This is a genomic window from Mucilaginibacter sp. HD30, from assembly GCF_054061755.1.
Genome location: NZ_JBSSEO010000001.1, coordinates 3,388,411 through 3,414,714 on the forward strand (window position 1 = coordinate 3,388,411; position 26,304 = coordinate 3,414,714).

Here is a 26,304-nt window from a genome sequence, read left to right on the forward strand (position 1 = left end):
CGGCTTTTAACGCAGTAAATAAAATGGAACAAAAACCTATCACCGTGTTTGCCAAATGGCAGGTAAAAGAGGGCGAACTGGATAAAGTACTAAATTTGTTTACGGAATTAGTAGAACAAACACGCACAGAAGAGGGCAATCTGTTTTATACCGTACACCAAAGCAATACAGAACCGCATATATTTATGCTATACGAGGCCTATAAAGATGAGGCCTCGGTAGCGGCGCACCGTGCTTCAGAACATTTTCAGGCTATCGCACTTGGTAGAATAATCCCGGTGTTACAAAATCGTGAGGTTATTTTGGCAACGCAATTGTTTTGAAACTAAACGGCCAAAGCCGGCAATTGCGTTAAATACGCAAACGCGTAAACTACGTGTTTTTCAATAAGAACGCGGGTAAACAGAACTTTGTAACCCATGCATTGTAGTGTTAAAAAACTATTCTTATGAAAAAGATCAACCTTCTTTTTATTGCACTATTTGCCGCGGGTCTATTGCAAGCTTGCAGCGGCAATGAAGCCGACCGTGGCGCGGACAGCACAGATGTATTAGCTGACAACTCACCTGTAGCCGCTCAATCAAACGTATCATCACCGGCTGCAACCGACACAACCTTCGCCAATAAAGCCGCTGTTAGCGGTTTGGCCGAAGTGGCATTGGGCAAAATGGCAATGGCAAAAGGCAACAGCACCGAGATTAAAAACTTTGGCAATATGATGGTTAAAGACCACGGCATGGCCAATAGCGAATTGATGACTATTGCTCAAAAGAAAAAGCTGGCCTTACCAACCGGCCTTGATGCCGAACATCAGGCCAAAAGCGACAGCTTGAGCCAACTTAGCGGAAAAGAATTTGATAAGGCGTACGCAAAAACCATGATTGAAGGCCATAATAAAACGCTGGCAATAATGAATACTCAAGCTAATGGTGGCCAGGACAGCGAGTTGAAAGCATTTGCTGCCAAAACAGCGCCTGTAGTAAAACACCACCTGGAAGAGATAACAAAAATAGAAGCTGGTTTAAAATAATCAGCTGCTTTGTGCAGAGCTGCTTTGTCAAGAGCGGCTCTTTTTTTAAAGGCACTTTCTCAAAACAAAACAATCTACCCAAAAGTTATTTAAACAGCATAATTGATAAATATGGCAACAAGAGGAACGAAAGTGGAAAGACGTTCAGTATCTGAACAGCCACATGAATTAAGTTACGAAGGAAGAAAAACAAACACCTCGGCAAAAGCGGTTGAGGCCGCAAAAGAAGAGGCCAAAAGCAACGAGCGGTCGGCAGTAGAAAAAGAACTAAATAGACAAAAATAAAGAAGCCCCGCAAGGGGCTTCAACGTCTGCACATACCATTATGGCAACAAAGACGCTTGAAAAAAAGATTGAGAAGGCCGAACAGGGTCAAATCAAAATGCCGGATAAAGCCGCGGAGGCGGAGCGCCTGTTAAACGCTGCACCTAAATCGCCCATGCCGGCAAAAGTTAAGCCCATGAAAGCTACGTTGGTTGACGAGCCCTTTGACGACCCGGGTTGGGTGTACGAAATTAAGTGGGATGGTTACCGCGCAGTTGCCCAGGTAAGTAAGGATGAGGTTAAGCTGATCTCGCGCAATAACCTGCTGTTCGATCAGTTTTATCCCATCAATACGTTGTTGAGCGAATGGGGTGAAAACGCTGTCTTAGACGGCGAAATATTAGTGCTAAACGATAAAGGCATCTCCGATTTTAGCGGCATCCAAAACTGGCGCAGCGAAGCAGATGGGGACCTGGTTTATTACGTTTTTGATATTTTATGGTACGAGGGCAACAACCTGATGGACCTTACCCTTAAGGAGCGTCAGACTATATTAAGCCATGTGCTACCGAAAAATGACGACAGGATACGCCAGAGCATGGTATTTGAGGCCCGCGGCATTGAGTTTTTTGACGCAGCAGAACGCATGGGGCTTGAAGGAATCATCGCTAAAAAATCAAGCAGTGTTTATACATCAGACCTGCGGTCAAGAGAATGGCTAAAAATTAAGGTGCAAAGGCGGCAGGAAGTGGTAATAGGCGGCTTTACTAAAAATGAAGGTACTTCAAAACCGTTTAGCGCACTTACTATCGGCGTATACAAAAACGGCATTTTTAAATACATGGGCAAGGTAGGTACCGGGTGGGGCGACAAGCTGCAAAAGGAATTAATGGAAAAATTCAAGCCGCTGATAACAGACGAGTGCCCTTTTGAAATTGAACCGGATGTAGATGAACCATCGCGTTTTAGACCCAAGCGGTTAGGAGCAAAACCTACCTGGTTAAAGCCGGAACTGGTGTGCGAGATAAATTTTGCCGAATTAACCAGCGACGGTAAAGTTAGGCAGGCATCGTTTAAAGGACTGCGGAGCGATAAAGATGCAGATGATGTGGTTCTTGAAACGCCCACCGAAACAGGCAAAACCGTTAAAACTGCTGATGAGCAGACTGAAAACACTTTGCATCCGCCTGTTGAACCTCCAAAACAGGCAAGACGCACCTTACTTAACCCTAAAGACGAAACACAGGAGCGGCCTGTAAACGGACACACGCTTAAGTTTAGTCATTTAAGCAAAGTTTACTGGCCCGAGGATGACATTACCAAGCGCGATATGTTTAACTATTACTATCAGGTAGCGCCGTATATCATTCCGTATTTAAAGGATAGGCCCATGTCGTTAAACCGATTTCCCAACGGAATTCACGGCCCAAGCTTTTACCAAAAAAATGTAGCTGATAAAGCGCCCGATTGGGCCAAAACCATGCCTCATGTTACCGGCGAAGGTGAGCATAAAGAATACCTTGTAGGCAGCGAAGAAGATAGTCTACTTTGGATGGCATCATTAGGTTGTATTGAAATGAACCCCTGGTTTAGCCGCATACAATCGCCAGACAACCCCGACTTTTGTGTGATAGATCTTGATCCCGATAAAAACACTTTTGATCAGGTAATACTGGCTGCACAGGAAGTTAAGAAAGTGCTGGATGCCATTGAAGTACCCAGCTATCCAAAAACATCGGGCTCAACAGGCATACATATTTATATCCCGCTTAGCGCAAAATACACTTATGACCAGTCCCAGTTGTTTGCTAAAATGGTAGTGCAACTTGTGCATAAGCAAATGCCCGATTTTACCAGCATTGAACGTATGATAAGCAAGCGCAAAGGCAAAATGTATCTTGACTTTTTGCAGAACCGCCCCGGAGCTACTATTGCCGCGCCTTATTCATTACGCCCAAAACCGGGCGGTACCGTTTCAATGCCATTGGCCTGGCATGAGGTTAAAGCCGGTTTAAAAATGCGCGACTTTAACATCCGCAATTCGCTGGGCCGACTAAAGGAAACCGGCGATTTGTTTAAAGGCGTGTTGGGTGAAGGAATAAACCTGGAAAACACGATCAAAAAAGCTAAATCGATATTTAAATAACTGCAAAACAGAGTTCGGCCGTTTAAATTAATCTATCGGTTGCCAAAGCTCTATGATGTTGCCTTCCGGGTCAAGGATGTGCACAAATTTGCCATAGTCATATGTAGCTATTTCATCAACTATGGTTACGCCATCCTTTTTTAGCTCCTCCACCAGCGCCACCAGGTCTTCAACCCGGTAGTTGATCATAAAAGGTTTCTCAGATGGGTTGAAATATTTGGTATCGGCAGGGAATGCGCACCACGAGGTACTTCCCGTTTTAGCAGGATCTTCTGCTTCGCGCCATTCAAAGGTGGTACCATACTCGCCGCTTGGTAGTCCAAGGTTTTTAGCGTACCAATCATTCATTGCTTTGGGGTTGTTGGCTTTAAAAAAAACTCCGCCAATACCTGTTACTTTTTTCATATAGTTAAATTAATTTATGCGGCCGCTTCAGCCGGTTTAGTTTTTCTTTTAAGGATAAGCGCCGCTAATAACGACATCAAAATGCCTACCGGAGCCACTTCCAAGTAAGTGAACATTGCCCTGTAAGCAGCGTTTGATTTATAGGTTTGCATCATATCAGCCATCTCTGCCGATTGTTTTTGTATCTCAGGGGCGCTTAAGCCGCTTTGCTTCATTTCGGCAATAGCCTGGGCCTGGTATTTTTCGCCAAAATCCGGCACGAAATATTTAAAGTCTATCATCCATACCACAACATATACTGTTGAAGCAATGAGTGTTATTAACAGACCAATTCCCACCGCCTTACCAAAAGTTATCCGGCCATGATTTTCATTGTCGCGATAGCTTTTTATGGCCACAAAAATAAGCGAGAACGCCACTATCATGGTAGCATATCCCAGTATCATCCGGGTGTTTAGGCTCAAACTATCGCCTAACACACTTTCGCTCAGCACCCCCCAAGACACACTTATAATGCCCGCTAATACACCGTAAATCCAAACAATCTTTTTCATGTTGCTATCGTCTTACCTTTAATATTAAGCAAAATTGAATTATCGGTTTGTGTTTTTAGTCATACTTTAGGGTGATTTTGTAGAAAAGTCCATCTTATCATCTTACAATTAAGCATTACAGATCTGTTGGTTCCTCTACAGACCAATATAACAAATGTTTGCTGTTCTCTAAACTGAATATAATAACCCGAGTTAGCGATGGTGTAGGCAACCACCAATTTGGAAGATATATATCTAACAGATTACTTGTTATAAACCGAAAGCGCCATATCTACATTGCTGCTTTTAGAGTTTTTCAATTCCTCAAGGTATGTGTTAGCTTCTCCTGAATTAATCATTTTTAGCGCGTGAATACATTTTCTTAATGTCGACTCCATTTCATCGTCATACTTCTTATATATGCCTGGCTCAGTAGCAATTTTATATAACGAATCTGTGAAAATGTTATTATTTAGGTTGTGTAAATAAACAGTATTTATCAAATCTTCGTGTTCTTGATGCCAAGTTGCCGTTAACAATTGGGCTATTAGCTTTATGGCTATTATCAATTCCGTCCCTATATGCAATATGTAATGCAAATTGTAATTGAACTTTGTCTTGATGAAATATTGCTTCATTAATAATATTATGGATTTCCGATTTAAATTTTTTCGCTGATCGAAAAATGCTATCTAAAAAAGAATGTGCGATCAATGGATCATTGGAGTCCAATTTCTGATATTCAGCATATAAGCTTCTAAAGTTCATTGGGGTTCGGTGCCTTATCTACGAAGATACTCAAAAGCCTTAAACATAAAAAGCCTCAGATTTTCATCTAAAAGGCTTTTAATTTTGACTTAACAATGTGGTCCCGACGGGAATCGAACCCATATCTAGAGTTTAGGAAACTCCTATTCTATCCGTTGAACTACGGGACCATTTAATATGCAGATTTGCGAATGTGCAAATTAATGCTGCAAATGTGCAAATTAAAGCCGGATAAGCAAAAAACATTTGCATATCCGCACATTTGCACATCCACATTACCTAATTACAGATCCGTTATTAAAATCATCCACGGGAGCAACAAAGCTTAGTTTTCCTTCGGCGTTCTCGGCCATTAGTATCATCCCCTGCGATGTTATGCCTTTTATGTCGCGTGGCTCCAGGTTTACCAGGATGCTCACCTTTTGGCCAATTATAGCATCGGGTTCGTAATACTCCGCAATCCCGGATACTACCGTGCGCTGATCTATACCTGTATCAATTGTTAACTTAATCAGCTTTTTGGTTTTGGCTACCTTTTCGGCAGTTAGTATGGTGCCGGTACGTATATCCATAGTGGCAAAGCTTTCGTAGTTGATGTTCTCTTTCGCCGGTATTACGGGTACCTCTTCCACTACTGTGGCCACCTGTTTCTTACTATTTAGCTTTTCTATCTGTTTGTCAATAACCTCATCCTCTACCTTGTCAAATAACAATGCAGCGGGGTTAAGCTGATGTCCATCACTAAATACCAGTTCTGCATCAAAAGTAAACTGCTCAGGCAAATTGAGCATGCCAAAGATCTTTTTGGCCGTTGCCGGCAAAAAGGGTTGCAAACAGGTTGCCAAATGCCCAATAATAAACAGGCAGTTGTGCAGCGCGTCGCGGGCATCATCCGGATTGGTTTTGATGGTTTTCCAGGGCTCCTTATCGGTAAGGTATTTATTACCTAAACGGGCAATGTCCATAACGGCCTGTAGCCCCTGCCTAAAGCGGTAGTTTTGCAGACTGCTATCTAAAGCATCATAAAATATACCTATCTCATCGTTCAGATAACCGTCGGTAAGTTTTATGTCGCCGTTAACCTTGCCATCGTAAAACTTGTGCATCAATATCATAACCCGGTTAACAAAATTGCCTAATATGGCAACTAGTTCGTTATTTACACGGGCTTGGTAATCCTTCCATGTAAACTCGCTATCGCTGGTTTCGGGTAATATTGATGTAAGCACATACCGTAGCTCGTCTTGCTTATTTGGGAACTCTTCCAGATACTCGTGCAACCACACCGCATGGTTACGCGAAGTTGAGAGTTTATCGCCTTCCAGATTCAGAAATTCATTAGCAGGCACATTTTGTGGCAACACATAGTCGCCGTGTGCATGCAATATGGATGGAAAGATGATACAATGAAAAACAATATTGTCCTTACCTATAAAATGGATTAGGCAGGTGTCGTCCGCCTCGTTAGCTTGCTTTTTCCAGTATAATTGCCAGTCTTTTCCTTTATCAATTGCCCATTGTTTGGTGGCGGATATGTAACCTATAGGCGCATCCATCCAAACATACAGCTTTTTGCCTTTTGCTTCCTCAAGCGGTACGTCAATACCCCAATCCAGGTCGCGGGTCATAGAGCGCGGCTGCAGGCCCGATTTTAGCCACGACTTGCACTGCCCAAAAACATTCACCTTCCATTCGCCTTCTTTATGTTCTATCCACTCTTCCAACCAGGGCTGGTACTTATCTAATGGCAGGTACCAGTGCTTAGTTGCTTTTAAAATAGGTGGCTTGCCACTCAAAGTAGACACAGGGTTGATCAGGTCCGTGGGGTTTAATGATGTACCGCAACGTTCGCACTGATCGCCATAAGCATTCTCATTGTGGCAGTTGGGGCAGGTGCCAATAATGTATCTGTCCGCTAAAAATTGTTGAAAATCTTCATCAAAGTACTGCTCACTGTATTGCTCTACAAACTCCCCTTTTTTATACAGATTCAGAAAGAACTCCTGCGACAGGTCATGATGTATTGGTGAAGAGGTGCGGTGATAAATGTCAAATCCGATACCGAAATCCTCAAAGCTTTGTTTTATTTGTGCATGGTACTTATCAATAATAGCCTGCGGCGTTGTACCCTCTTTCTTTGCCTTTATGGTGATGGCTGCGCCATGCTCATCAGAACCGCAGATGTATACCACATCTTTCTTTTTAAGGCGAAGAAAGCGCACAAATATATCAGCCGGCAAATACGCACCAGCCAAATGGCCTATGTGTAGCGGGCCGTTGGCATAAGGTAGTGCCGAAGTAATGGTATAGCGTTTAAATTTATCTAATTGCGACATTTATTATATAGATCAATAGCTTGCAAAGATAAATTATTTTAAGGCCAAACGCTAAAGCAATTACATGGTGTAGCGTTAGCAGGGGGGACTCCCCTGCTACAAACTTGCTACAAAACCCATAGTTAACCGGCAGCAGGTGGTAAACTGCTAATTTTTTTTTATTATTGATGATGCACAACGCCAGCGCCGCAATCGTACAACCACCGCACCTTAAAAAAGGCGATAAAATTGCCATTACCTGCCCGGCTAAGAAACTTCCTGTACCCATGACGGATGCTGTTGTATTGCTGCAATCCTGGGGATTGGAGGTGGTTTTGGGCGATACGGTTACAGCATCATACCATCAGTTTGCGGGCGACGACGATATGCGGGCAGCAGATATGCAGCGCTTTGTGGATGATGATAGCATTAAAGCTATTATTGCAGCCCGTGGTGGCTATGGCACCGTACGCATGATTGACAAAGTTGATTTTAGCAGGTTGCAACAAAACCCAAAATGGGTGGTTGGTTTTAGCGACATTACCTTATTGCACTCGCACCTGCTGCAAAACTATAACCTGCAAAGCATACACGGGCAAATGCCCATGAATATCCCCGATGCATCGGCCCGATCATTAGAGACCCTGCGCAAAGCCCTTTTTGGTGAGGAACTAAGCTATGAGTTTCGCTCAAATTCAACCAATAGAAGCGGCGAGGCAACCGGTATATTAACCGGCGGAAATTTAAGTTTGCTAATAGCGGCCCTTGGTTCTGTATCTGATGTGGATTACAGCGGGAAAATACTTTTTATTGAAGATGTAGGCGAGTACCTATATAGTATTGACCGCATGTTATACACCCTTAAACGCGCCGGAAAGTTGCAAAACCTTGCCGGGCTTATAGTTGGTGGCTTTACAGGCATAAAAGATAACGATATTCCCTTCGGACAAAACGTGCCAGAAATTGTAATGAATGTTGTAAAAGAATATAATTACCCCGTTTGCTTTGATTTTCCCGCAGGGCATATACCCAATAATTTGAGTATCGTATTAGGACAACAGGTTGTTATGTCAAACGATGGATCAACTTTGAAGGTTTATTACTTGTCTTAAATTAATAAGCTTTTATCTATAATTAGCAAGTGATCATTGGTTCCTGAATGATTTCGCGCGTCATTTACAATAATTTCAACTACAAGTAGTTTCATATTAATTAAGCTTTATACTTATATTTAAAGCATCAGCTTTTAATTGTCTATTTTATGAAAAAACCATTTTATTACGGACTACTGCTTGCATCATTTATAATTTGCAAATCCAGTGCATTTGCGCAAATAGGCGTAGGTATTAATTTTGACAATACAGACGTTAACTACGGAGGGAAATTACGCGCCAATTTTACAGACCCAAATTACCTCTATAATACATGGGCCAAAGGCTCTGTTTTACAGGCTGACGGCAAAGCGTTTACCAACTTAGATATGTTGTTTGATATGGCTAAATCAAGGCCGCTTTTTAAGGCGCCTGATGGTACAACACAGGCATTTGCCGTTCCTATAGCACAATTTACTATAGCTTCGCCAGATGATAATGCCACAAAATCGACCAAGACGTTTCGTCGCGGCTTCGCAGCTACCGACGGTGCTACCGAAGCTACTTATTATGAAGTTTTAGCCGACGGCAAGTTAACGCTATTGAAGCTAACTGAGATGAAACGTTTTTATGAACGTGCCCCGGGTTCGTTATATGAAACCAAGCAGATAAAGCCTGTTTATACATATTATGTTGCTGCAGACAAAACGCTTACCAAGCTTAGGAGGGAAAAAAAATTTGTAGCGGGGTTGTTGAAGGATAAAATGCCAGATATTGAAAAAACCATCAATAAATACAATTTGCAGCACGAAGCAGATCTTACAGCGCTTTTTAACAGTTATAATACATTATAGTAGGCATTAAAAAACAAACAGTTGGTTAGTAACCAACTGTTTGTGCGCCTTTAAAATTTATAACTTAAAAGCAAATAACCTTTTTTTGTATTGGCGTGTGCGCCATCATCAGTAGCAGATGAGTTTATCTCGCCTCTTGCCTGCACCGCGTATCTGCCAAAGCCGGCTCCTACGCCAAACAAAATACCCGACTCAAATTTTCTGATCAAACTTTCCTTTGCTAATGGCCCTTCTGTTGTGGTTGTAGTTGAATAAAAAGTAGAAATAGACTTAACGTTATTGACAGGACTGAACACTACGCCGTTTGAAAAACCCCCATTCAAAAATATAGAAGCATCATTTATAGGGAATTTTACCCGCAACATATTGTTAAGTTTTACAAAGCCCACGCCAAACTTCACGTCATCGTCTGAGTAAATATCAGCCGATTTATAGGTTGTTTTATGTACCGCCATTGTATATGATGTGTACATTAATTCGTTTATTATAGACCATTTATAATTGTTTCCTGGCGGCACTATCTCCAGCGTAACTCCCCCAGCAAAATCGGTAGATTTTGCATTATTCAATATATTAAAATAAGTAAGCTTATTCGATGTACTGAATTGGGTTAGCGATGCACCTGCAATAACCCCAAATGCCGTTTTAATCTTGTTGGTAACGTTATATACGGAAAACTTAGCGTTAGAGCACGCATAATAATCTTAAAACAATTGCACAAGCGAAGATCTTGTATAGGTCAAATTTTTTATTTTAGAAGTTACCGTAGGGTAATTTGCAAGGTATGCGGCCAATTGTTCTATATATTCTTTATTTTATACGATGGCTTTTTCGCCGTTGCGGCCGGTAATTAAATACCGCTTATGTAACAATAAGTTGTAAGCGCCGCCTTCATCTACAAAAAACAGTGTGCGTGCATTCTTATCTTTATAAAAAAACAAACTTTTCTGTCCCTCAATAAGCTCAATAAAAATATCGTTTGGCTTTTTAATTCCGCCGTTGCAGTGTAAGTTAAACGCTCTATGTTATCGGATGAAGTATCAACAGCCACGGTACCTTTAATATAATGGCTGCCGGCAACTCCAAAAGCAGATAAGTTGTTAACGTTGTAGTAGGCAGGTGTACCCTGTAGCGTAGTTTTAAACCTTACATTAATTGGGTTTCTATCCCATTTATTATTATCAATATACCCTTTTATGGTATCGTTATGCAAGTTAACAACATAACCAGCTTCGTAATTGCCCTGGCAAAGCGCCTTATTTGAAAAAAACAGGCTTAAAATGAGTAGGAGTGTGAGGGTTGGGTTTTCATTTATAATAATTTTTGCTGCGCAATTTAGACAGTAAGAACAAATTCCGTTAAAAAAAAGGCCCCTTATGCATCGTAAGATGCAAAGAGGCCTTGGTATTTGTTAATGTAGTATTGCTTACGGATTCAGTATAACAGTAAATATCCTGTAAGCTTGGTTACCACTTATAGTATAACCTGCTTTATCTATGCTTTTAATGCTCACCGGTATAGCGAAACGACCGTTAGTAGCACTTAAGCTATTAGGCGTATAAGTTATAGAAATGGTAGCATCTCTTGATCCCGATGCTATAGTTGCAACACCACCATTAGCTATAGTGTAATTAGCATCAGCCACTTGTACAAACTGGCTTGCAGGAGCTAAGGTTGCATTATAAGCTGCAAGCCTTGAAGCATCTGAACCAATAGTTACAGCTATATTCTCTGAAGCTACGTCCTTAGCAGACAAATGTATAGGTAATGTTACCGTGGTTGGTGTTGATCCGGCAGCAGACGCTCTTGATACCGTACGCGCAACAGTGAAGGTGGTTGCAGTAACAGGCATATTAATAACCTTGTAACTTTCCGCAGCTTCCTGGTTAAGGCCGTATTTAAATTCGTCATAGCCTTTGTCTTTCAAACATGATGACAGGCTTAACGTAAGTGCGGCAAACGATAATATTTTCGTGAATTTTTTCATTTTCTTGTTCTTTTTTAGTTAAACTATTATCTGTCCCAAAATATAGTTGACGTTTGCGGATTTATTACTCCCTGAGCATTTACGTTGTCCCTGTTATAGTTAAACTCGTTTTGAGGATATTGCAAACGTAATGGGATAACGTTTGCTACTCTTGCAGGATTTAATGATAATGGCAGGTCTGCCGGAACACCTAATCTTCTGTAATCTGTGTACGCCTCAAGATGGTTTAAACCAATCAATGAAAGATATTTTTCAAACACAATTACTTTGGCTTTTGCATCAGCATCGCCAGCGGCTGCTAATCTCGTGGCAACAGCTCTTTTAGTAATATAATCTGTAGCTGCAACTGAAGGAGCAATATCAGTACCTATTGTCGTTTTATTAACGCCTAGGAATATGAATGACTCGGTAATAGCACTATTAAGTAATACTGAAGCTGTACCAGATGTGTAGTTTCTCGCAGCAGCCTCAGCTTGTAAGAACAAGCTTTCAATTCCTGTTAATACTTGTTGCGGCTGTGACAAAGATTTGGCCAAACCTGGTCCGGCTACGTCAGACTGGTTAGGTGCTTTGTATACGTCTGCATTAGGAACAACCTCTCCAAATTGCGCACCAATATAATTATTTATAGGAGCGGGCGTTTGTGCCGGAAAACCATACTGTGGAGTTGAAAGTGGCAATGTCGCTTTACTAAAAACATACATATAACGCAAGTCATCATCTGCAGCATCTGTGGTTATTTTTGCTCTCTGAGTTTGTTGGGTATTAAAAGCCGTTATTTCTGCTGTTGTAGGCGTTGCAGAAAGAACAAGCGTAGGAGCTCCAAATCCAGGGTTGTTAGCTCCAAACCTTCCGTCTGGCCCCATAAATTTTTGCAACAAATATGTATTGGCTCTATTGTATTGATCAAGAGCCCCTAATGCCGAGATCTTGTAAGTATCCCAATATGGATTTTGTTTACCGTTAACGGCAACATAACCCGGGTTAACTGCGGCTGTTTCGCCAGCACCCAGATAACCTGCACCATCAGCGGTAATCGCAGCTACAACAGTAGTGGCTTTTGCGGTGGTGGTAGGTAATTGCGACATGTGGATCAATAGTTTAAGGCGCATGGTATTAACAAATTTACGCCACAACACTGACTCATTAGCTGCATGATTGTAACCCATAGTTCCGAACATAATATCCGCAGCTTGCTCTTCAGCCGTTGGCGTTGAGCCATCACCTGTCTTGAACAATTTTGCTGCCTGATCTAACTGAACAAACAGATCATTGTAGATATCTTCTGCCTTATCATAAGCCGGAGTGATATTGTTAAGATAATCAAAAGCTTTTGAATAAGGTGCATTATTGTATTGGTCAACAATGTTCATAAAGCAAATTGCCTTTACAACCTTTGCTGTTGCAACGTAAAACGGTTTATTTAATGCTAAACCTTTTTTCTCTAAAATTGAAGCATCAAAAGCTAAATCATACCATCCTGACCATTGAGCAGCCTGGAATGCAGCAGTTATCTGATAAGATTCGATCTCTGCTGACTGGCCATAAGTACCAGAGTGAGCCCAGTATCCTGTCCATTGTGCAGCGTAATCATAGCCGTTAACTGTTCTGACACCCAAGTTATGCAACATACGCGTTAACAATACATCAGGTGTTACAGAGGCTTCCGTAGGTGAGTTCGGGTTATTATTGATGTCAAAGAACTCTTTTTTACAGCTGGTTGCGAACAGCAAGGCTACCGTAAAAATTGGAATAAATATTTTTTTCATCTCTTTTCTATTTAATAGTGTTATTAAAATGTAACCGTAATATTACCGCCAATTGTTCTAACCGGAGGGTTGATAGTTGAGTTACTTACACCAGAAGTGTTACCAGTTTGTACACCTGTGGTAGAGCCTGTTCCAAAGTTGGATGCAGACGGCCCGAATGTAAAGTCCGGATCCTGGTATTTGTTATTTTTAGGCAACCATAATGCTAAGTTTCTGCCGGTTACAGCTACACTTATAGCTTTAACAGCTTTAGTGCTTCCGAATATAGCAGCTACAGGCAAATCATAACTTACTGACAACTCGCGGAATCTCCATGAGCTTGCGCTTATAAGGTAGTTAGCACCTACAGAACGGCCAACACCTGTCCAGAAACCTTCTGAGTTATTCAAGGTTACGCTGGTGTTAGGAATATAAGGGCCACCTGCAACCGCTTGGTAAACAGAATTAGGGAACACCCATCTTTCGCGGCTGTTAGTAGCCGAAAGATCAGAAACACCCGTCCATGACATGGCGTTGCCAATATCAGCAAAAGCCTGGTGACCACCTTTGTATTCAAATAATGCAGACACGTTTAAGCTTTTCCAACGGATAGATGGATTTAAACCTACAATCCATTTTGGCATTGTTTGTCCATAAATGGCAGTGTTTGTAGCAGCAGTCGGTGCACCTGTAAGTGCACTTACTATAACTTTTCCGGTTGCCGGATCGCGGTTATAGTCAGTAGCTCTGAACATAAAAGCAGGGTAATCTTTAATAGCCCAGTTGCCTGCATAGGTGTAACCACCTACAGATACCTGGTCAAGGCCTGGATATACCGAAGTTACTTTGCTCTCATTATAAGTAGCATTAACGGCAAAGTTAACGTGTACCTGACCCAGATCAACTAATGGAGTAAGTTTCAGGTCCATTTCTAAACCTCTGTTGGTAAATGCCGCCGCGTTAACGAAAGCCTGACCATAACCTGTCGCGTTAGAAATACTGATAGGGATGATCTGGTCAGTCATTTTTTGGTTAAATGCTGTAAATTCTATGTTTACTCTGCTATTAAAGAAACCGGCTTCTAAACCAGCCTCAGTACTTTGAATAAACTCAGGACGTAGTGTTGAGTTGTAAACAGTACCGTCTGCTGAATAACCAGGAGTTGAACCATACGGGAAACCACCACCTTGAGAGAAGGTTGCAGCTAACTGGTAAGGAGCAACATCAGAGTTGCCAGTTTTGTTCCAACCACCGCGTAGTTTTAAATAAGAAAGAGTATTGCTGTTTTTTAAACCGCTAATAGCATCTGTTAAGATGATTGAACCGTTAACACCGGGATAGAAGTAGCTGTTAAGTCCTTCAGCCAAAACTGATGTTTTCTCGTTACGTGCTGTAAACTCAACGTTTGCCCAGCCTTTGTAACCTACGCCAGCGCTACCATAAACAGCAAACATTCTTGAACGTTGCATTGGTGATGAACCTGTAAGCTCGCCGGCACGTTGAGAAATGTTATACAAATCGGTTACAGTTAACTGGCTCGCTCCAACACGTGTATCGCGGCCATTGTCCTGGCGGATATAAGTACCTGCTATAGCTGATACTTTAAAGTCTTCGTTAACCTGCTTGTTAAATGCAGCAAATAACTCAGACGACATACGTTGTTGTGTATAATTACGCTCTTGTACCGCGCCTGGTATCAAACCGAAACCTCTAACGTCATGACCAAAAACGTTTGCAGCTTCGCCTTGTGATTTTCTTCTTTCAACAAGCGTTGAAGTTGTGATAGATCCGCGGTAGGTTAAATTCAACCAATCAGCAACTTTAAAATCTAAGTTCAGGTTAGCTATCAGATCCTGTTTTTTACCTTCTTTGCGCCAATTATCTACCGCAAAGTATGGGTTTAAACCATAGTTAGTGAAATAATAGTTGTATGAAGCGTAAGGATTTTTGTTGAAATCCTTATAGTCCTGTAAGTTAACATACCCGTTAGTGTTAAATAACAAGTTCATTAAACCTTGATTCAAACCAACGTTTTGGGTGGTGTTGTAATCAGACATACCTTCCTGGTCGAAGATGTTATAATTATTTTGGATATAATTGGTGTTTACGCCAATTTTCAATCTGCCGTATTCTTTGGTAACATTTAAACGAATACCGCTCCTACGATTTTGATCTTTAGGAACTATACCATTATTTATTACGTCCTGAAGTGATAAGAAGAAGTTCTTTTCAGAATAAGAAACGTCATTTTGAACAATAGTTGCCGTGTTAAAGAACTTTGTTCTTGAATCGTTAGGGCTATACTTTATTTGTTGGGTAGTTAACGGACCGAAAATAGGATCAACAACCCCTGAAAGGTCTGGACCTATGTCTACTGTTGAACCGTCATACCTTGGACCCCATGACCAGTTTTCAATTTGATCATAACCACCTAAGTTTTGGTTATTACCGCCACCGCCTAAACCAAATTGGTTTTGAAATTTAGGAAAGAAGCTAACACTTTGAAATTGTGTTGAGTTACTGATGGTAACAACAGGAGTGCCTGTTCTTGTTCCTTTTTTAGTAGTAACAACGATCACACCGTTTCTTGCATCAGAACCGTAGATACCAGCTCCAGAAGATCCTTTGATAACGTTAACATCTTCAATGTCATTAGGATTTAAAGAAGATAGGTAGCTAATATCGGTTTGCACACCGTCTATCAACAGCAAAGGGTTGTTATTACCCAACAACGAACGGATACCACGAAGGTTAATTTTAACGTTCTCAAATACGCCGCTGTTAGTAGTGGTAATGTTTAAGCCTGATACTTTACCTTGCAGACCATTTGCAAGGTTAACTGCACTACCCGCGTTTATAGCTTCGTTTTTTACAACTGCAGATGCGTAGCCCAGGTCTTTTTTCTGACGCTCAATACCCAGAGCGGTTACCACAACCTCACTTAGCAATGCATTGTCAGCAACAAGGCTCACGTTAATTGTGCTTTGATTGCCCACGGTAACATCTTGTGTTACGAAAGCAACGAAAGAAAAACTAAGCACAGCGCCGCTTGGTGCAGAAATTGAATACTTACCATTTGCATCGGTAGGTACGCCTGTGGATGTTCCTTTAATTTTTACTGTTACTCCCGGAATGGGTAAGCCATCGTCTTTGGCTGTAACCGTACCAGTAATCGTACGGTTTTGTGCAAATACTTGTGTTACGCATAACACCAGCACACACAAACTTACTAGTAGAAGTTTTTTCATGTGTTAAATAATAAGATCAGTTAATAGTTAATTAATCATAAAAGTAGTGTTACATTATTGAATTCGCAAATATTTTCACATAAACAATGAAAAAAAAATTTATTTATCCGTTTAACTAAAATAATTTATATAATTTAGTACTATGTATTGCATAATACATTTTAAAACATATATCTTTGTATCATGATCGCAGAGAACACACAAACACAAATGCGTAAGGGTATACTCGAGTATTGTATACTCTCCATCATCGCCCGCGATGAGACCTACGCCTCTGATATAATTGCCGAACTAAAAAAGGCCCAGTTGCTTGTAGTTGAAGGCACCTTATATCCCCTATTAACGCGCCTTAAAAACAATGGGCTGCTAACTTATAACTGGGTTGAATCAACATCCGGGCCACCGCGAAAGTATTATGCGCTGTCTGACGACGGACGAAAAATGCTTGAACAGTTAGACACTACCTGGAAAGAGCTGGTTTTTGCCGTACAAACCGCCGTTGGAAAAAATAATTAAACCCTGAAAAAATTGCATCATGAATAAAACTATCATAATAAATATAAACGGCATTGTCTTCCATATTGAAGAGGATGCTTACGAGGTACTTAAAGGCTACATGACCGACGTTAAGCGCCATTTTTTAAACTCGGCAGATAGCCTGGAGATCACCACGGATATAGAGAACCGTATAGCCGAAATGTTCTCTGAAATGCTCAGCCGCGATAACAAACAGGTTATTGTTGAGGCTGACGTTAAAGCGGTTATTGACCAGATGGGAACTGTTGAGGATTTTGAACATGCTGATGAAGATGCTGCTCCTAACCCTCAGCGCAGTACTTACGATTACGCAGGCGGCACACGTACCTTGTTTCGCGATCCTGATGAACGCCTTGTTGCGGGTGTTTGCGCCGGGCTTGGCAACTATTTTAATATCTCTGCAATTTGGCTCAGACTATTATTTGCATTAACCACATTTTTTGGTGGGCTTGGCCTTATCCTGTATATAATATTATGGATAGTAATACCCAGAGCCGTTAGTCGTGCCGACAAAATGGCCATGAAGGGGGAAAAGCTTACCCTTCAAGGTTTTAAAAATAACCTGGAAGAGGAAATGAGCGCTGTTAAAACCAATATGAATAACTTTAAACACGAGGCCAAACCTTTTATTTATAAGCTAAGAGATTTTTATAAGCGATTTCTTTTACCTTTTAGGTCGCTTTTTTGGCACTACAGGCAAACTTGTTGTTAAAATATTAGGCATATTTATTTTGATTGACTTTTTTGCCATGGCCATTGCCCTGATAGTATGCCTGGCGCTTGCGTTAATATGGAACAGCGGCCCGCTTGATATATTCCCATTCAGCATTATTGATAACGAACACTTTGGCTGGATATGCATATCTGTCTTTCTGGCTCTTTTTATCCCTGTGCTGGCTATTATACTACTTATTTTAAAAGCTATATTCAACACGCAATCGCTAAGCCGCTCATCAGCAATGGTGATGTTAACGGTGTGGCTTTTTGCCATTGGCATTGGCTTGTACTATGGCACTAAGATTGGTAGAGGCTTTCGCTCATCGGCAAGTTTTACGCAAACAGCCCCGTTAGTCAAATCATCAAACAACACTTACTATTTAAAACTAAATGATATTAAATATTTAACCGGCGAAGACAGTACGCGTTTGGACATTAAGCCCGGCTTTACCGGAACTATAAATACCGGCGAGGAAGATTTTGAACGTAACGAACCGCAAAACATGCACATTACTATAGAAAAAAGCGATGTTGACCAACCTGTATTGGTGCAAACCTACCGTTCAAAAGGTAGCAGCTATGAAAATGCTTTGTTTAACGCCCGGGGAACGCGCTATTTATTTACTCAGCAAGATTCTGTTATTAAATTTGACAGGAAGCTGCAGCGTATCAGCGGTACATCATGGCACGATCAGGAAATACAGCTTACTTTAAAAGTACCGTTAAATGCCATAATTGTTATTGACGATGAGATAGATCAATATGTATGGGGTGTTGATATGTATAAATGTAAAGAAGATAATAAAAAGCCAGACGTGGATTGGGCGGCATTTACCATGACCCCTAATGGCCTGGAGTGCAAGGTTGACACCGCGGTTACCATAAAACCCGATACCCTGAAACGTGTAAAATAAACGTGAAAATGTTTACTGCATATTTAAAATATATAAGCCTGCTGCTATTCAGCGGGCTTATATTAACCTTTTATCGAGCTACCTTGCCATCGTCCGGCATAAGCCCTGCAACGCTTAAGGCTCTTAAACCTTTTAAAACGGGCCAACAGCAACAGTATTTCTCTGTGCTTAAGGATGTTATATTGCCTCTATTTCCGGCGCTTAATAAAGGCGACCTGTTGCAGGGAAATAAAAAGTAAATTTGTTTGTAACCTACCCCCTGGTTTTTGCATCTTAATGTAAAATGAGCGCAAAAGCGCTGCTTAACAAGCAACAGCCACCGGCTCGTACGGCGGCTTAATCAACATTAAAAACATTAATAATAGCTTAAAAAAGAAAGCGATTTCTTTTAGCGGATTTTTATTGCCAAAACAAAAGGTTATGAAACAGTTTTTTACTTCGATATATATAATAGCACTATTCTTTCTCGCCTGCACGGCTATGGCGCAGGCCCAAACATCTAAAATAACGGGCACCGTTAAAGATGCCGCTGCCAAACCGGTTGAATTTGCAACAGTTAGTTTACTGCGGGCAACCGATTCGGTAATTGTAAAAGGCACGTTAAGCGACGAAAAAGGCGCTTATTTTTTTGATAACGTAGCTAAAGGCAGTTATCTGGTAAAAATTACATCTGTTGGGTATGCCAACGGACTAAGCGCTGTACTTACATCTGATGGTTCCTCACAAGTAACTACGCCGCTTATTATCATGACGGAAGCGGCCCGAAGCCTTAACGCAGTTAATATTACTGCTGCAAAACCTTTAATAGAACGTAAAGTTGACCGCACCGTAATGAATGTGGAGAACAGCATACTTGCAGCGGGCAACACTGCCATGGAAATATTAGAGCGCGCTCCGGGCGTTACGGTTGACAAGGACGACAACATCAGTCTGCGGGGTAAGCAAGGCGTTACCGTCATGATCAATGACAAGCTTACCTATCTTTCATCGGCACAACTGGCTACTTTATTAAGATCAACCGATGGCAATACAATTGCAACTATCGAGATCATAACCAACCCATCAGCAAAGTATGATGCAGCAGGCAACTCGGGTATCATCAACATAAAACTGAAAAAGAACAAACAAAAAGGCACCAATGGCAGCCTTTCAGCAGGTGGGTCTCGCGGCAGAGGCAACAGGGATGCTACCAGCCTAAATATTAACCACAAAAATGGCCCGCTCAATATTTTCGGAACCATTAGCCGTGGCGATAATAACCGTTACCGCGAGATGACCATAAGTAGGGTTGTGGCCAACCCCGATACGCCTTTTTTTGACCAGGCAACAAAAATGCCTTCATTCAGTTATTACAACAATTTTAATATAGGCGCAGACCTTGAAACAAGCACCAATAATACCTTTGGTATAGTTGCAAGTGGCTACACGAACGGCGGGAAGGATATAAATGAGAATAGGACTGACAGGAGCTCGCCTACGCGCCAACTATTGTCTTACTTAACAACCGGCTCAGAAATTAACAACCGTTATAAGAACCTGGCTTTTAACGCCAACGACAGGCTTAAGATAGATACATTGGGGCAGGAACTTGCTGTTGACCTTGACTACTCAAAATTCTCTAACAATTCTATTGCAGAATACAGAACCTTGTATTTTAAGCCGGATAACAGTGTTGACCCGACAAAGCCGGGCCTTAAGATCTTACGCAATCAATCGCCATCAAGCATAGAAATTTACACCGGCAAAGCAGACTACAGCAAACCGCTTAGCAAAACATGGAAACTTGAAGCTGGCGCCAAATTTAGCAGCGTTAAAACGGATAATGACCTGCGGGCCCAAAAATTAGCCAATGGAAATTTTATTAATGATGAGACCCGCACTAACCGTTTTATTTATACAGAGCAAATTGCAGCTGCTTACACCAACATCAATCATCAGTTTAAAAACGGTTCTATCCAAGTGGGTTTACGTGCAGAAAACACCGAGTCTGACGGTGATCTGGTTAGCGAAAACAAGCGTATAAAACGGAGCTATCTTAATTTCTTCCCGAGCGTGTTTATCAACCACGCTTTCGGTAAAAAGAATGATGTAGGTTTTTCATACAGCCGCCGTATTGACCGCCCTAACTATGGTGACCTTAACCCTTTTGATTATTATCTTGATGATTTCACTTTCATGAAAGGTAACTCTTTCCTGAAGCCGCAATACACGAACAATTTTGATCTGACCTACACCTACAACAAAACCATTGACGTGAGTTTTAATTATAGCCTTACTACTGACGTAATTACACAGCTTATATTAACAGAAGGTAACAGGACCTATCAAACGAACGAGAATTTACGTACGCAAAAAAGCTATGGAGTTACCATATACTCGCCTTTTACTATAACAAAATGGTGGACAGGCAACGTAAACTTTAATGGTTTTTATCTCGGATTTAAATCGACAGGTTTAATTGGCGGCAGCGTAGATAACGGGCAACGTGCTTTTACTTTCCGTTCAACACAAAATTTTACAGTGGCCAAATTTAGGGCAGAAGTTACCGGTAATTACCGCTCTGCTTTAACCTACGGTATTTATCACCTATTCCCGCAGTATTCTATTGATGCAGGCATAGGCCGCGCCCTTGCAAATAAAAAATTGAATGTGAAGGTTTCATTAAGTGATATATTTAACACCTTGAGAAACGACCTTAACAGTACCGAGTTGGGTAATGATTTTAAGATAAGGCAAAAAAGCGATACACGCGTTTTACGTGTTAACCTCACTTACAATTTCGGTAGCACTAACATCAAAGCCAGGCAGCACCGCAGTGGCGCCGAAGCCGAGAAGGGACGCGTTAGCAGCGGTAATTAAGTTGGCAGTTAGCAGTTGGCAGTATTAAAAGCTGTTGACTGCTAACTGTTAACTGACTATGATAGAAACTTCAGACTGCAAACTGCTAACTAAAATCTACTGCCCAACCATAAACACAGCATTACTGAAAAGCAATTTCCCATTTTCCCAAAAACCACGGAACAAGGGGTCATCAACCATATAAACTACAGAACCCCTGCCCATATTTTGTACGCCAAACAATAAGCCACCTTTGTTTAGTTTCTCTTTGTTCTTGCTACCCACCAAACCAGCCACATAAGCATCCTTTTTTATGGTAGCCACATTCCAGCCGTCATCCAGCAAACCATATAAACTGTCATCGAGCTTTAGGGTATAGTAAAAGTCGGGGTATCCGAAAGCAAGGGGATGGCTATTGTCCAGATCAACTTTATAAATTGCACCCGCTACATTGTTATTAACAGCGTCCCGCTGCCTATCTTCGTACATTTTAATTTCGGGCTTGTCCTTCTTTTTGTCGGTGTTAATGCTATCTGCATTTTTTATAGCAAATCCCTGCTTCTCTATAAGCTGCTTTATTGAGCCCCCCATGGCAATAAGTTTGCCGCCGTCCTTCACCCAGGCTGCTATCCGTTCGGCCTTAAAATCCTCGTATTGTCCATCCGGAAGAATGATCACATTAAAATCAGCCAGTTTAACCCTGCCTATATCGCTATGGCTTACTATGGTAACCGGGAAGCCTATTTGCTGGTCAAAAAAGTGCCAAACCTCGCCCATGTTTTCTGCAGATACACCCTCGCCTGCAATTACCATAATTTTAGGTGGTTTAATATACCTTACAACGCTGGACCCCAAATCAGCTCCCTTTTCTACAAATCCCGACGACAACGGCACAGGTTTCCTGCCAAATTTAGCAGCAGCGCGCTTTATCAACTCATCAAGATCGGGCCGGTCGTTTCCGGCCTTCGCTATTATTAAAGAGCCGGCAGCAAACTGATTGCCGTTAACCTCAAACGCACGCTCAGAGAAACGTATTTTTACTTTTTCATTGAGCAACGCGGCCAGGAATTTTACATCCTCAACAGACTTCCAGGTATTTATGTAAGCATACGCTCCTGTGCCTGCTTGTTCCTTCGGGGGTTTAATCGGACCAGGGGCTGAAATTTGCAAAGCATCTTTAAGCCCGTAAGTCCTGAGGCCGTAAGCATAGGGCAATGACCATGCAGTTATATCGTATGTGTTTGAATCAGTTAAAAATGTCTTCTGTTCAAACAACACATTAAGCAAAACAGATTTTGGCTGATAGGCACTTATCACCATATCCTTCGCTGTAATTGTAAACTGCGCGTTTTTCCCGGTAAAATAATCAAAGCCGTTAAAGCTGCCCCTTGATCCGATGCGATACTGAATGCCGTTCTGATCAAGCAGATTGCTTAGCGCGACTAAATTATCGTCGTTATCATTTTTAACAACATAGGTTTTAAAATCGCCCACCGGAGTGGTTGCAGCGCTATCAAAATATTTCTTGAATTCGATCACAGCTTTTTGTGCATGTTCTGCCGCTGTTTCAATGGTACTTAAACTGTTAGATTGATGGTGCGTAATACGATCTGCAAGTGTAAGCACATCGCCTGTGCGAGTACTTACCGCCAAACCAGCCCCAATGCCACCCTGCTCATACGTCATGCCTACAGAGCCGTTATAAATAGGATAGGTGTCGCCATATGATGGGTACAGCAGGTCAAACTCCTCCCGGGTAAAATAAAGCCAGCCGTTCTGGTCAAAATACTTAGCATTGTTTTTACCAATGGTGGTTTGAAACTCCTGCTGCCAGGCAGTAATATCCTTATGGAAAGGTTGCGCGGCCGGCGCAAAATAATAGGGCGAGTTATAACCCTGCTCATGAAAATCAACATGTATTTGAGGCATCCACTTATTGTAAAGCGCCATGCGCTCCTGCGTTTCTTTTTGCACCTGCCACGCCCAGTCGCGGTTAAGATCAAAATAATAATGATTAACTCTTCCGCCCGGCCATCCCTCACTATGCTCGCGCGATGAGGGATCGGTATTGGGTGTTATTCCCTTTACAGAACTATAATAATTTACGTAGCGTTCGCGCCCATCGGGGTTAAGGCAAGGGTCAATAACCACCACAGCATTTTTTAACCATGCCTGTGTGCGGGCATTAGCTGGATTGGCCATATCATATAGAGTTTGCATAGCCGCCTCACTTGATGATGGTTCATTACCATGTACATTATAGCTGAGCCAAATAATTACCGGCGCGCCGGTAGCAGCCGCAGCTGTTTTATCCAAGCCCGCAAGGCGCAGGTTATTTACCCGTATGCTTTCCAGCTTGCCAATATTTTCTGCAGACGCAATAAACATGGCCATTAGCGGCCTGCCCTCGTTAGTTATGCCGTACTGCATCAGTTTAACCTGCTTTGAGGTAGCTGCCACGTACCTGCAATAATCAACCAGGCGGTAATGGCTGGTAAACTGCGAACCTATCTTATAGCCTAAAAACTCATCAGGAGATTGTAGTTTTTGAGCGAAAGCAGTTATGAAACAGAAAGCGCAAAGCAAAAGGCAGAAAGTTTTTTTTAGCATATCGGGATTGGCAGAAAACTAATTTAGGGATAAAATAACAGGAAACAAAAAACAAGGGTATTGCGAGTATTTTATTAAGTTTGATATAAACATATTGGATGCAACACAACGCCATATCCCTCCGCCCGTTTATCGGATCAAAGGATTTCAATATTTCGCGCAGCTTTTACCGCGACCTGGGTTTTAAGGAAACCGTAATATCGAATGATATGTCGGTATTTGAAACAGGCAAGCTTTCTTTTTATTTGCAGGCCTATTACGTTAAGGCTTGGATAGAGAATACCATGTTGTTTTTAGAAGTTGACGATGTTGACCGTTACTTTAATGAACTAAAAGCCCTTGATCTTCCCGCCAAATACCGCGGCGTAAAGCTTACACCCATACGCACTGAAGCATGGGGTCGCGAATGCTTTTTGCATGATCCGGCAGGTATATTATGGCACTTTGGGGAGTTTAATAAAAGGAATTAAAAACCTCTTATCATTGCTATAAAGGTCGGGATTTTCTATTCCTCCTTCACCTTCGTTATGGTACGCAGCTCGTTAAATTCCTTGTTCCACTCGCGGGTAATGGGCTTGGTGGTTGGCACTATGGTTATCTCCAATATCAGCGAAACCACAGCCTCTTTTACGTGACCACCGCGAACCACATAGTTAGAGTCTGCAAGGGCAACATGCGCGTGTACCACCGGAGCGCCCTCAAATGTACCCAGGTTACCGTTAAGCGAGAGTACCTCCATTGATGGGACGAACTTTTGATACTTATATTTCTTCTTTACCAGATCATAATAAGCTATCTCCACATTCGCTACCGCACCCAGGCCGGATATACTTGCCCCGGGCAATTTCTCTTTTGCCATAAAAGCATTCAGGCTGGCAATAAGCGGCTGGCCCCTTTTTAAAACAAGCAAATAACTGCCGTTGCCATCTTTACGGTAATCCAGATCGGCAGCGGTAATGGGTTTAACCTGTGCCAATGAGGCAAATGAAGTGAAAATAAATATCAGGGTTAAAAGCTTTTTCATGAGTGGTGTATTTATTGCGCACTAAATAATCTAACCTTTTTTCTGTTTTGCAAATTTAAAGATTATCTTGGTTATAGCTATTTAAAGCAGCCCACATTAAAGCTTTGACAACTTTTTGAAAGTTGTCAAAGCTTATTTTAATACAACGCAAGCTATACAAATGTTAGATAGTACGTATACAATAATGCCACTGCTATCATCGAAAGCCTTATCAGGTTTTTGCTTTTTAAACTACCACCGGTAGGTGCAAATGAATCTGGCTGTGGCTTGATAAAAAAGGTTAGCAGTCTTTCATAGTGGAGTAGCAATATAAATATCAGCCCAGCCGTAAGAATTAAGGATTGCAACAAAGCACCGAGATTTAGACGGTAAAAAATATTTATCAGCGTAATATTTAACATTAGCGAGAACAGGATGACTGAACCTAACAAAAGCGTTCTGCGGAACAGCAGCAGCATAGCACCCGCTAACTGTAGCAAGGCTAAAGTAAACGCGAAAGTATGCGAATAGCTAAAGTAATACCAGGTAAGCGTTTCGCCGCTTTGCTGGTTCAGCGGCACGTCTGATGTGTTGCTTGTCGCCGTTAGCTGTAAACCAAAAAACTTTTTACATGCAAAAGTAATCAGGTTAAAAGCAATACCGTAACGTATAACGTTATAAAACCACACGTAAATCCTGGTAGAGTTCCATGCCTGCCGCTTTTCCTTATACTGCCACACAAATGGGAAAATAATTGACAACAGTAATACAAGGCCCACCAACGAAAATACCACCGGCGGTGGAAACCACGAAATGGCCCCGCTATGGCCAATTACCAACAATGCGGCGGCAACTATCAATCCGGCCATTACACTGGTAACGACCTTTTTTAGTAACGATGTATCTTTCATCTGGCTTTGGCTTATCCGTTTACCTTTTTCCAGCGATCTGTACCCATCACTATCACTTCGGTAACTTTGCCCTTGGCATCGCGCGTAAATTTTACCGACCAATCGTGCCCCTCCATTATAAAATTATCGCCTGACAGATGTTTGATCTTGTTGGTTTGTTTGTCCCATAGTGAGGTAAGCGTTAACTGATCGCCAGTTAGTTTGATCTCTATATAGGCCGCCTGGCCTTTAACCATCATTTGATATTTACCTTCGTAAGTAGCTAATGCTGATTGTTGAACGGAGGCAGGACGATCCGTAATAAAATCACAGGAAAACGTTGCCGTGCAGATAAATGCACTGAGGAGGAATGAAGTAAAAAGCTTTTTCATTTGTTAGGTTTTTT

23 protein-coding genes and 1 tRNA gene are annotated in these 26,304 nt (G+C 41.7%); 12 read left to right on the forward strand and 12 right to left on the reverse strand.

Annotation, left to right across the window (positions count from 1 at the left end; all coding sequences use genetic code 11):
- The first annotated feature begins 23 nt into the window (after positions 1–23).
- From ACVW2L_RS16155 to ligD, 4 genes are all read left to right on the forward strand, one after another.
- Entirely contained in the window at positions 24–323 is a 300-nt protein-coding gene (locus ACVW2L_RS16155; RefSeq protein ID WP_457128989.1) for a putative quinol monooxygenase, read from the forward strand.
- Between the two features lie 125 nt (positions 324–448).
- On the forward strand, positions 449–1,030 hold the full coding sequence (locus ACVW2L_RS16160) for a DUF4142 domain-containing protein (RefSeq protein WP_457128990.1): 582 nt from the start codon (positions 449–451) through the stop codon (positions 1,028–1,030).
- Between the two features lie 111 nt (positions 1,031–1,141).
- Positions 1,142–1,315, forward strand: coding sequence for a hypothetical protein (locus tag ACVW2L_RS16165; RefSeq protein WP_457128991.1), 174 nt, complete (start codon positions 1,142–1,144; stop codon positions 1,313–1,315).
- 40 nt (positions 1,316–1,355) lie between these two features.
- Positions 1,356–3,440, forward strand: coding sequence for a DNA ligase D (gene ligD / locus ACVW2L_RS16170; RefSeq protein WP_457128992.1), 2,085 nt, complete (start codon positions 1,356–1,358; stop codon positions 3,438–3,440).
- Between the two features lie 27 nt (positions 3,441–3,467).
- Here ligD and ACVW2L_RS16175 read toward each other — a convergent pair whose 3' ends face one another.
- The 4 genes from ACVW2L_RS16175 to metG form a co-directional block, all read right to left on the reverse strand.
- Positions 3,468–3,845, reverse strand: a complete 378-nt coding sequence (locus ACVW2L_RS16175; RefSeq protein WP_457128993.1) for a VOC family protein — start codon at positions 3,843–3,845, stop codon at positions 3,468–3,470.
- A 14-nt stretch (positions 3,846–3,859) separates the two neighbouring features.
- On the reverse strand, positions 3,860–4,399 hold the full coding sequence (locus ACVW2L_RS16180) for a DUF4199 domain-containing protein (protein ID WP_457128994.1): 540 nt from the start codon (positions 4,397–4,399) through the stop codon (positions 3,860–3,862).
- A gap of 845 nt (positions 4,400–5,244) precedes the next feature.
- Positions 5,245–5,316, reverse strand: a tRNA-Arg gene (locus tag ACVW2L_RS16185).
- Positions 5,317–5,421: 105 nt separating this feature from the next.
- On the reverse strand, positions 5,422–7,482 hold the full coding sequence (gene metG / locus ACVW2L_RS16190) for a methionine--tRNA ligase (protein ID WP_457128995.1): 2,061 nt from the start codon (positions 7,480–7,482) through the stop codon (positions 5,422–5,424).
- 167 nt (positions 7,483–7,649) lie between these two features.
- Here metG and ACVW2L_RS16195 point away from each other — a divergent pair, with 167 nt between their 5' ends.
- Together ACVW2L_RS16195 and ACVW2L_RS16200 are read left to right on the forward strand one after the other, a co-directional pair.
- The gene (locus ACVW2L_RS16195) at positions 7,650–8,573 is read left to right on the forward strand and encodes a S66 peptidase family protein (RefSeq protein ID WP_457128996.1); all 924 of its coding nucleotides are present in this window, start codon (positions 7,650–7,652) and stop codon (positions 8,571–8,573) included.
- A 149-nt stretch (positions 8,574–8,722) separates the two neighbouring features.
- Entirely contained in the window at positions 8,723–9,406 is a 684-nt protein-coding gene (locus ACVW2L_RS16200) for a hypothetical protein (protein WP_457128997.1), read from the forward strand.
- Positions 9,407–9,456: 50 nt separating this feature from the next.
- Here the strand turns inward: ACVW2L_RS16200 and ACVW2L_RS16205 are convergent, their stop codons facing one another.
- The 4 genes from ACVW2L_RS16205 to ACVW2L_RS16220 all read right to left on the reverse strand — a co-directional run bounded on the left by ACVW2L_RS16205 (position 9,457) and on the right by ACVW2L_RS16220 (position 16,389).
- Positions 9,457–9,975, reverse strand: a complete 519-nt coding sequence (locus ACVW2L_RS16205; RefSeq protein ID WP_457128998.1) for an outer membrane beta-barrel protein — start codon at positions 9,973–9,975, stop codon at positions 9,457–9,459.
- A gap of 857 nt (positions 9,976–10,832) precedes the next feature.
- A complete protein-coding gene (locus tag ACVW2L_RS16210) occupies positions 10,833–11,393 on the reverse strand; it encodes a DUF1735 domain-containing protein (protein ID WP_457128999.1) in 561 nt (186 codons plus the stop codon).
- A 26-nt stretch (positions 11,394–11,419) separates the two neighbouring features.
- On the reverse strand, positions 11,420–13,162 hold the full coding sequence (locus ACVW2L_RS16215; protein ID WP_457129000.1) for a SusD/RagB family nutrient-binding outer membrane lipoprotein: 1,743 nt from the start codon (positions 13,160–13,162) through the stop codon (positions 11,420–11,422).
- 23 nt (positions 13,163–13,185) lie between these two features.
- Positions 13,186–16,389 carry a SusC/RagA family TonB-linked outer membrane protein gene (locus ACVW2L_RS16220; RefSeq protein ID WP_457129001.1) on the reverse strand — a complete coding sequence of 1,068 codons (3,204 nt, stop codon included), beginning with the start codon at positions 16,387–16,389 and terminating at the stop codon, positions 13,186–13,188.
- A gap of 183 nt (positions 16,390–16,572) precedes the next feature.
- Between ACVW2L_RS16220 and ACVW2L_RS16225 the strand changes: the two genes are divergently transcribed.
- From ACVW2L_RS16225 to ACVW2L_RS16245, 5 genes are all read left to right on the forward strand, one after another.
- Positions 16,573–16,905 carry a PadR family transcriptional regulator gene (locus ACVW2L_RS16225; RefSeq protein ID WP_457129002.1) on the forward strand — a complete coding sequence of 111 codons (333 nt, stop codon included), beginning with the start codon at positions 16,573–16,575 and terminating at the stop codon, positions 16,903–16,905.
- Positions 16,906–16,924: 19 nt separating this feature from the next.
- Entirely contained in the window at positions 16,925–17,638 is a 714-nt protein-coding gene (locus ACVW2L_RS16230) for a PspC domain-containing protein (RefSeq protein ID WP_457129003.1), read from the forward strand.
- Entirely contained in the window at positions 17,577–18,557 is a 981-nt protein-coding gene (locus tag ACVW2L_RS16235; protein WP_457130209.1) for a hypothetical protein, read from the forward strand. Before ACVW2L_RS16230 ends, ACVW2L_RS16235 begins: the two co-directional genes overlap by 62 nt.
- 8 nt (positions 18,558–18,565) lie before the next feature.
- Positions 18,566–18,796, forward strand: a complete 231-nt coding sequence (locus ACVW2L_RS16240) for a hypothetical protein (protein ID WP_457129004.1) — start codon at positions 18,566–18,568, stop codon at positions 18,794–18,796.
- A gap of 181 nt (positions 18,797–18,977) precedes the next feature.
- Positions 18,978–21,416: a TonB-dependent receptor domain-containing protein gene (locus ACVW2L_RS16245; RefSeq protein WP_457129005.1), complete on the forward strand. Its 2,439-nt coding sequence runs from the start codon at positions 18,978–18,980 to the stop codon at positions 21,414–21,416.
- 96 nt (positions 21,417–21,512) lie between these two features.
- Here ACVW2L_RS16245 and ACVW2L_RS16250 read toward each other — a convergent pair whose 3' ends face one another.
- Positions 21,513–24,005 (reverse strand): M14 family metallopeptidase, encoded by a 2,493-nt coding sequence (locus ACVW2L_RS16250; RefSeq protein ID WP_457129006.1) that lies wholly within the window; start codon positions 24,003–24,005, stop codon positions 21,513–21,515.
- Between the two features lie 98 nt (positions 24,006–24,103).
- On the opposite strand from ACVW2L_RS16250, the gene ACVW2L_RS16255 reads away from it, so the two are divergent.
- Entirely contained in the window at positions 24,104–24,475 is a 372-nt protein-coding gene (locus ACVW2L_RS16255; RefSeq protein ID WP_457129007.1) for a VOC family protein, read from the forward strand.
- A gap of 35 nt (positions 24,476–24,510) precedes the next feature.
- Here ACVW2L_RS16255 and ACVW2L_RS16260 read toward each other — a convergent pair whose 3' ends face one another.
- The 3 genes from ACVW2L_RS16260 to ACVW2L_RS16270 all read right to left on the reverse strand — a co-directional run bounded on the left by ACVW2L_RS16260 (position 24,511) and on the right by ACVW2L_RS16270 (position 26,290).
- Positions 24,511–25,029, reverse strand: a complete 519-nt coding sequence (locus ACVW2L_RS16260) for a PPC domain-containing DNA-binding protein (RefSeq protein WP_457129008.1) — start codon at positions 25,027–25,029, stop codon at positions 24,511–24,513.
- Positions 25,030–25,181: 152 nt separating this feature from the next.
- Positions 25,182–25,919 (reverse strand): hypothetical protein, encoded by a 738-nt coding sequence (locus ACVW2L_RS16265; RefSeq protein ID WP_457129009.1) that lies wholly within the window; start codon positions 25,917–25,919, stop codon positions 25,182–25,184.
- A gap of 11 nt (positions 25,920–25,930) precedes the next feature.
- Positions 25,931–26,290, reverse strand: a complete 360-nt coding sequence (locus ACVW2L_RS16270; protein ID WP_457129010.1) for a DUF3471 domain-containing protein — start codon at positions 26,288–26,290, stop codon at positions 25,931–25,933.
- Positions 26,291–26,304: the final 14 nt, after the last annotated feature.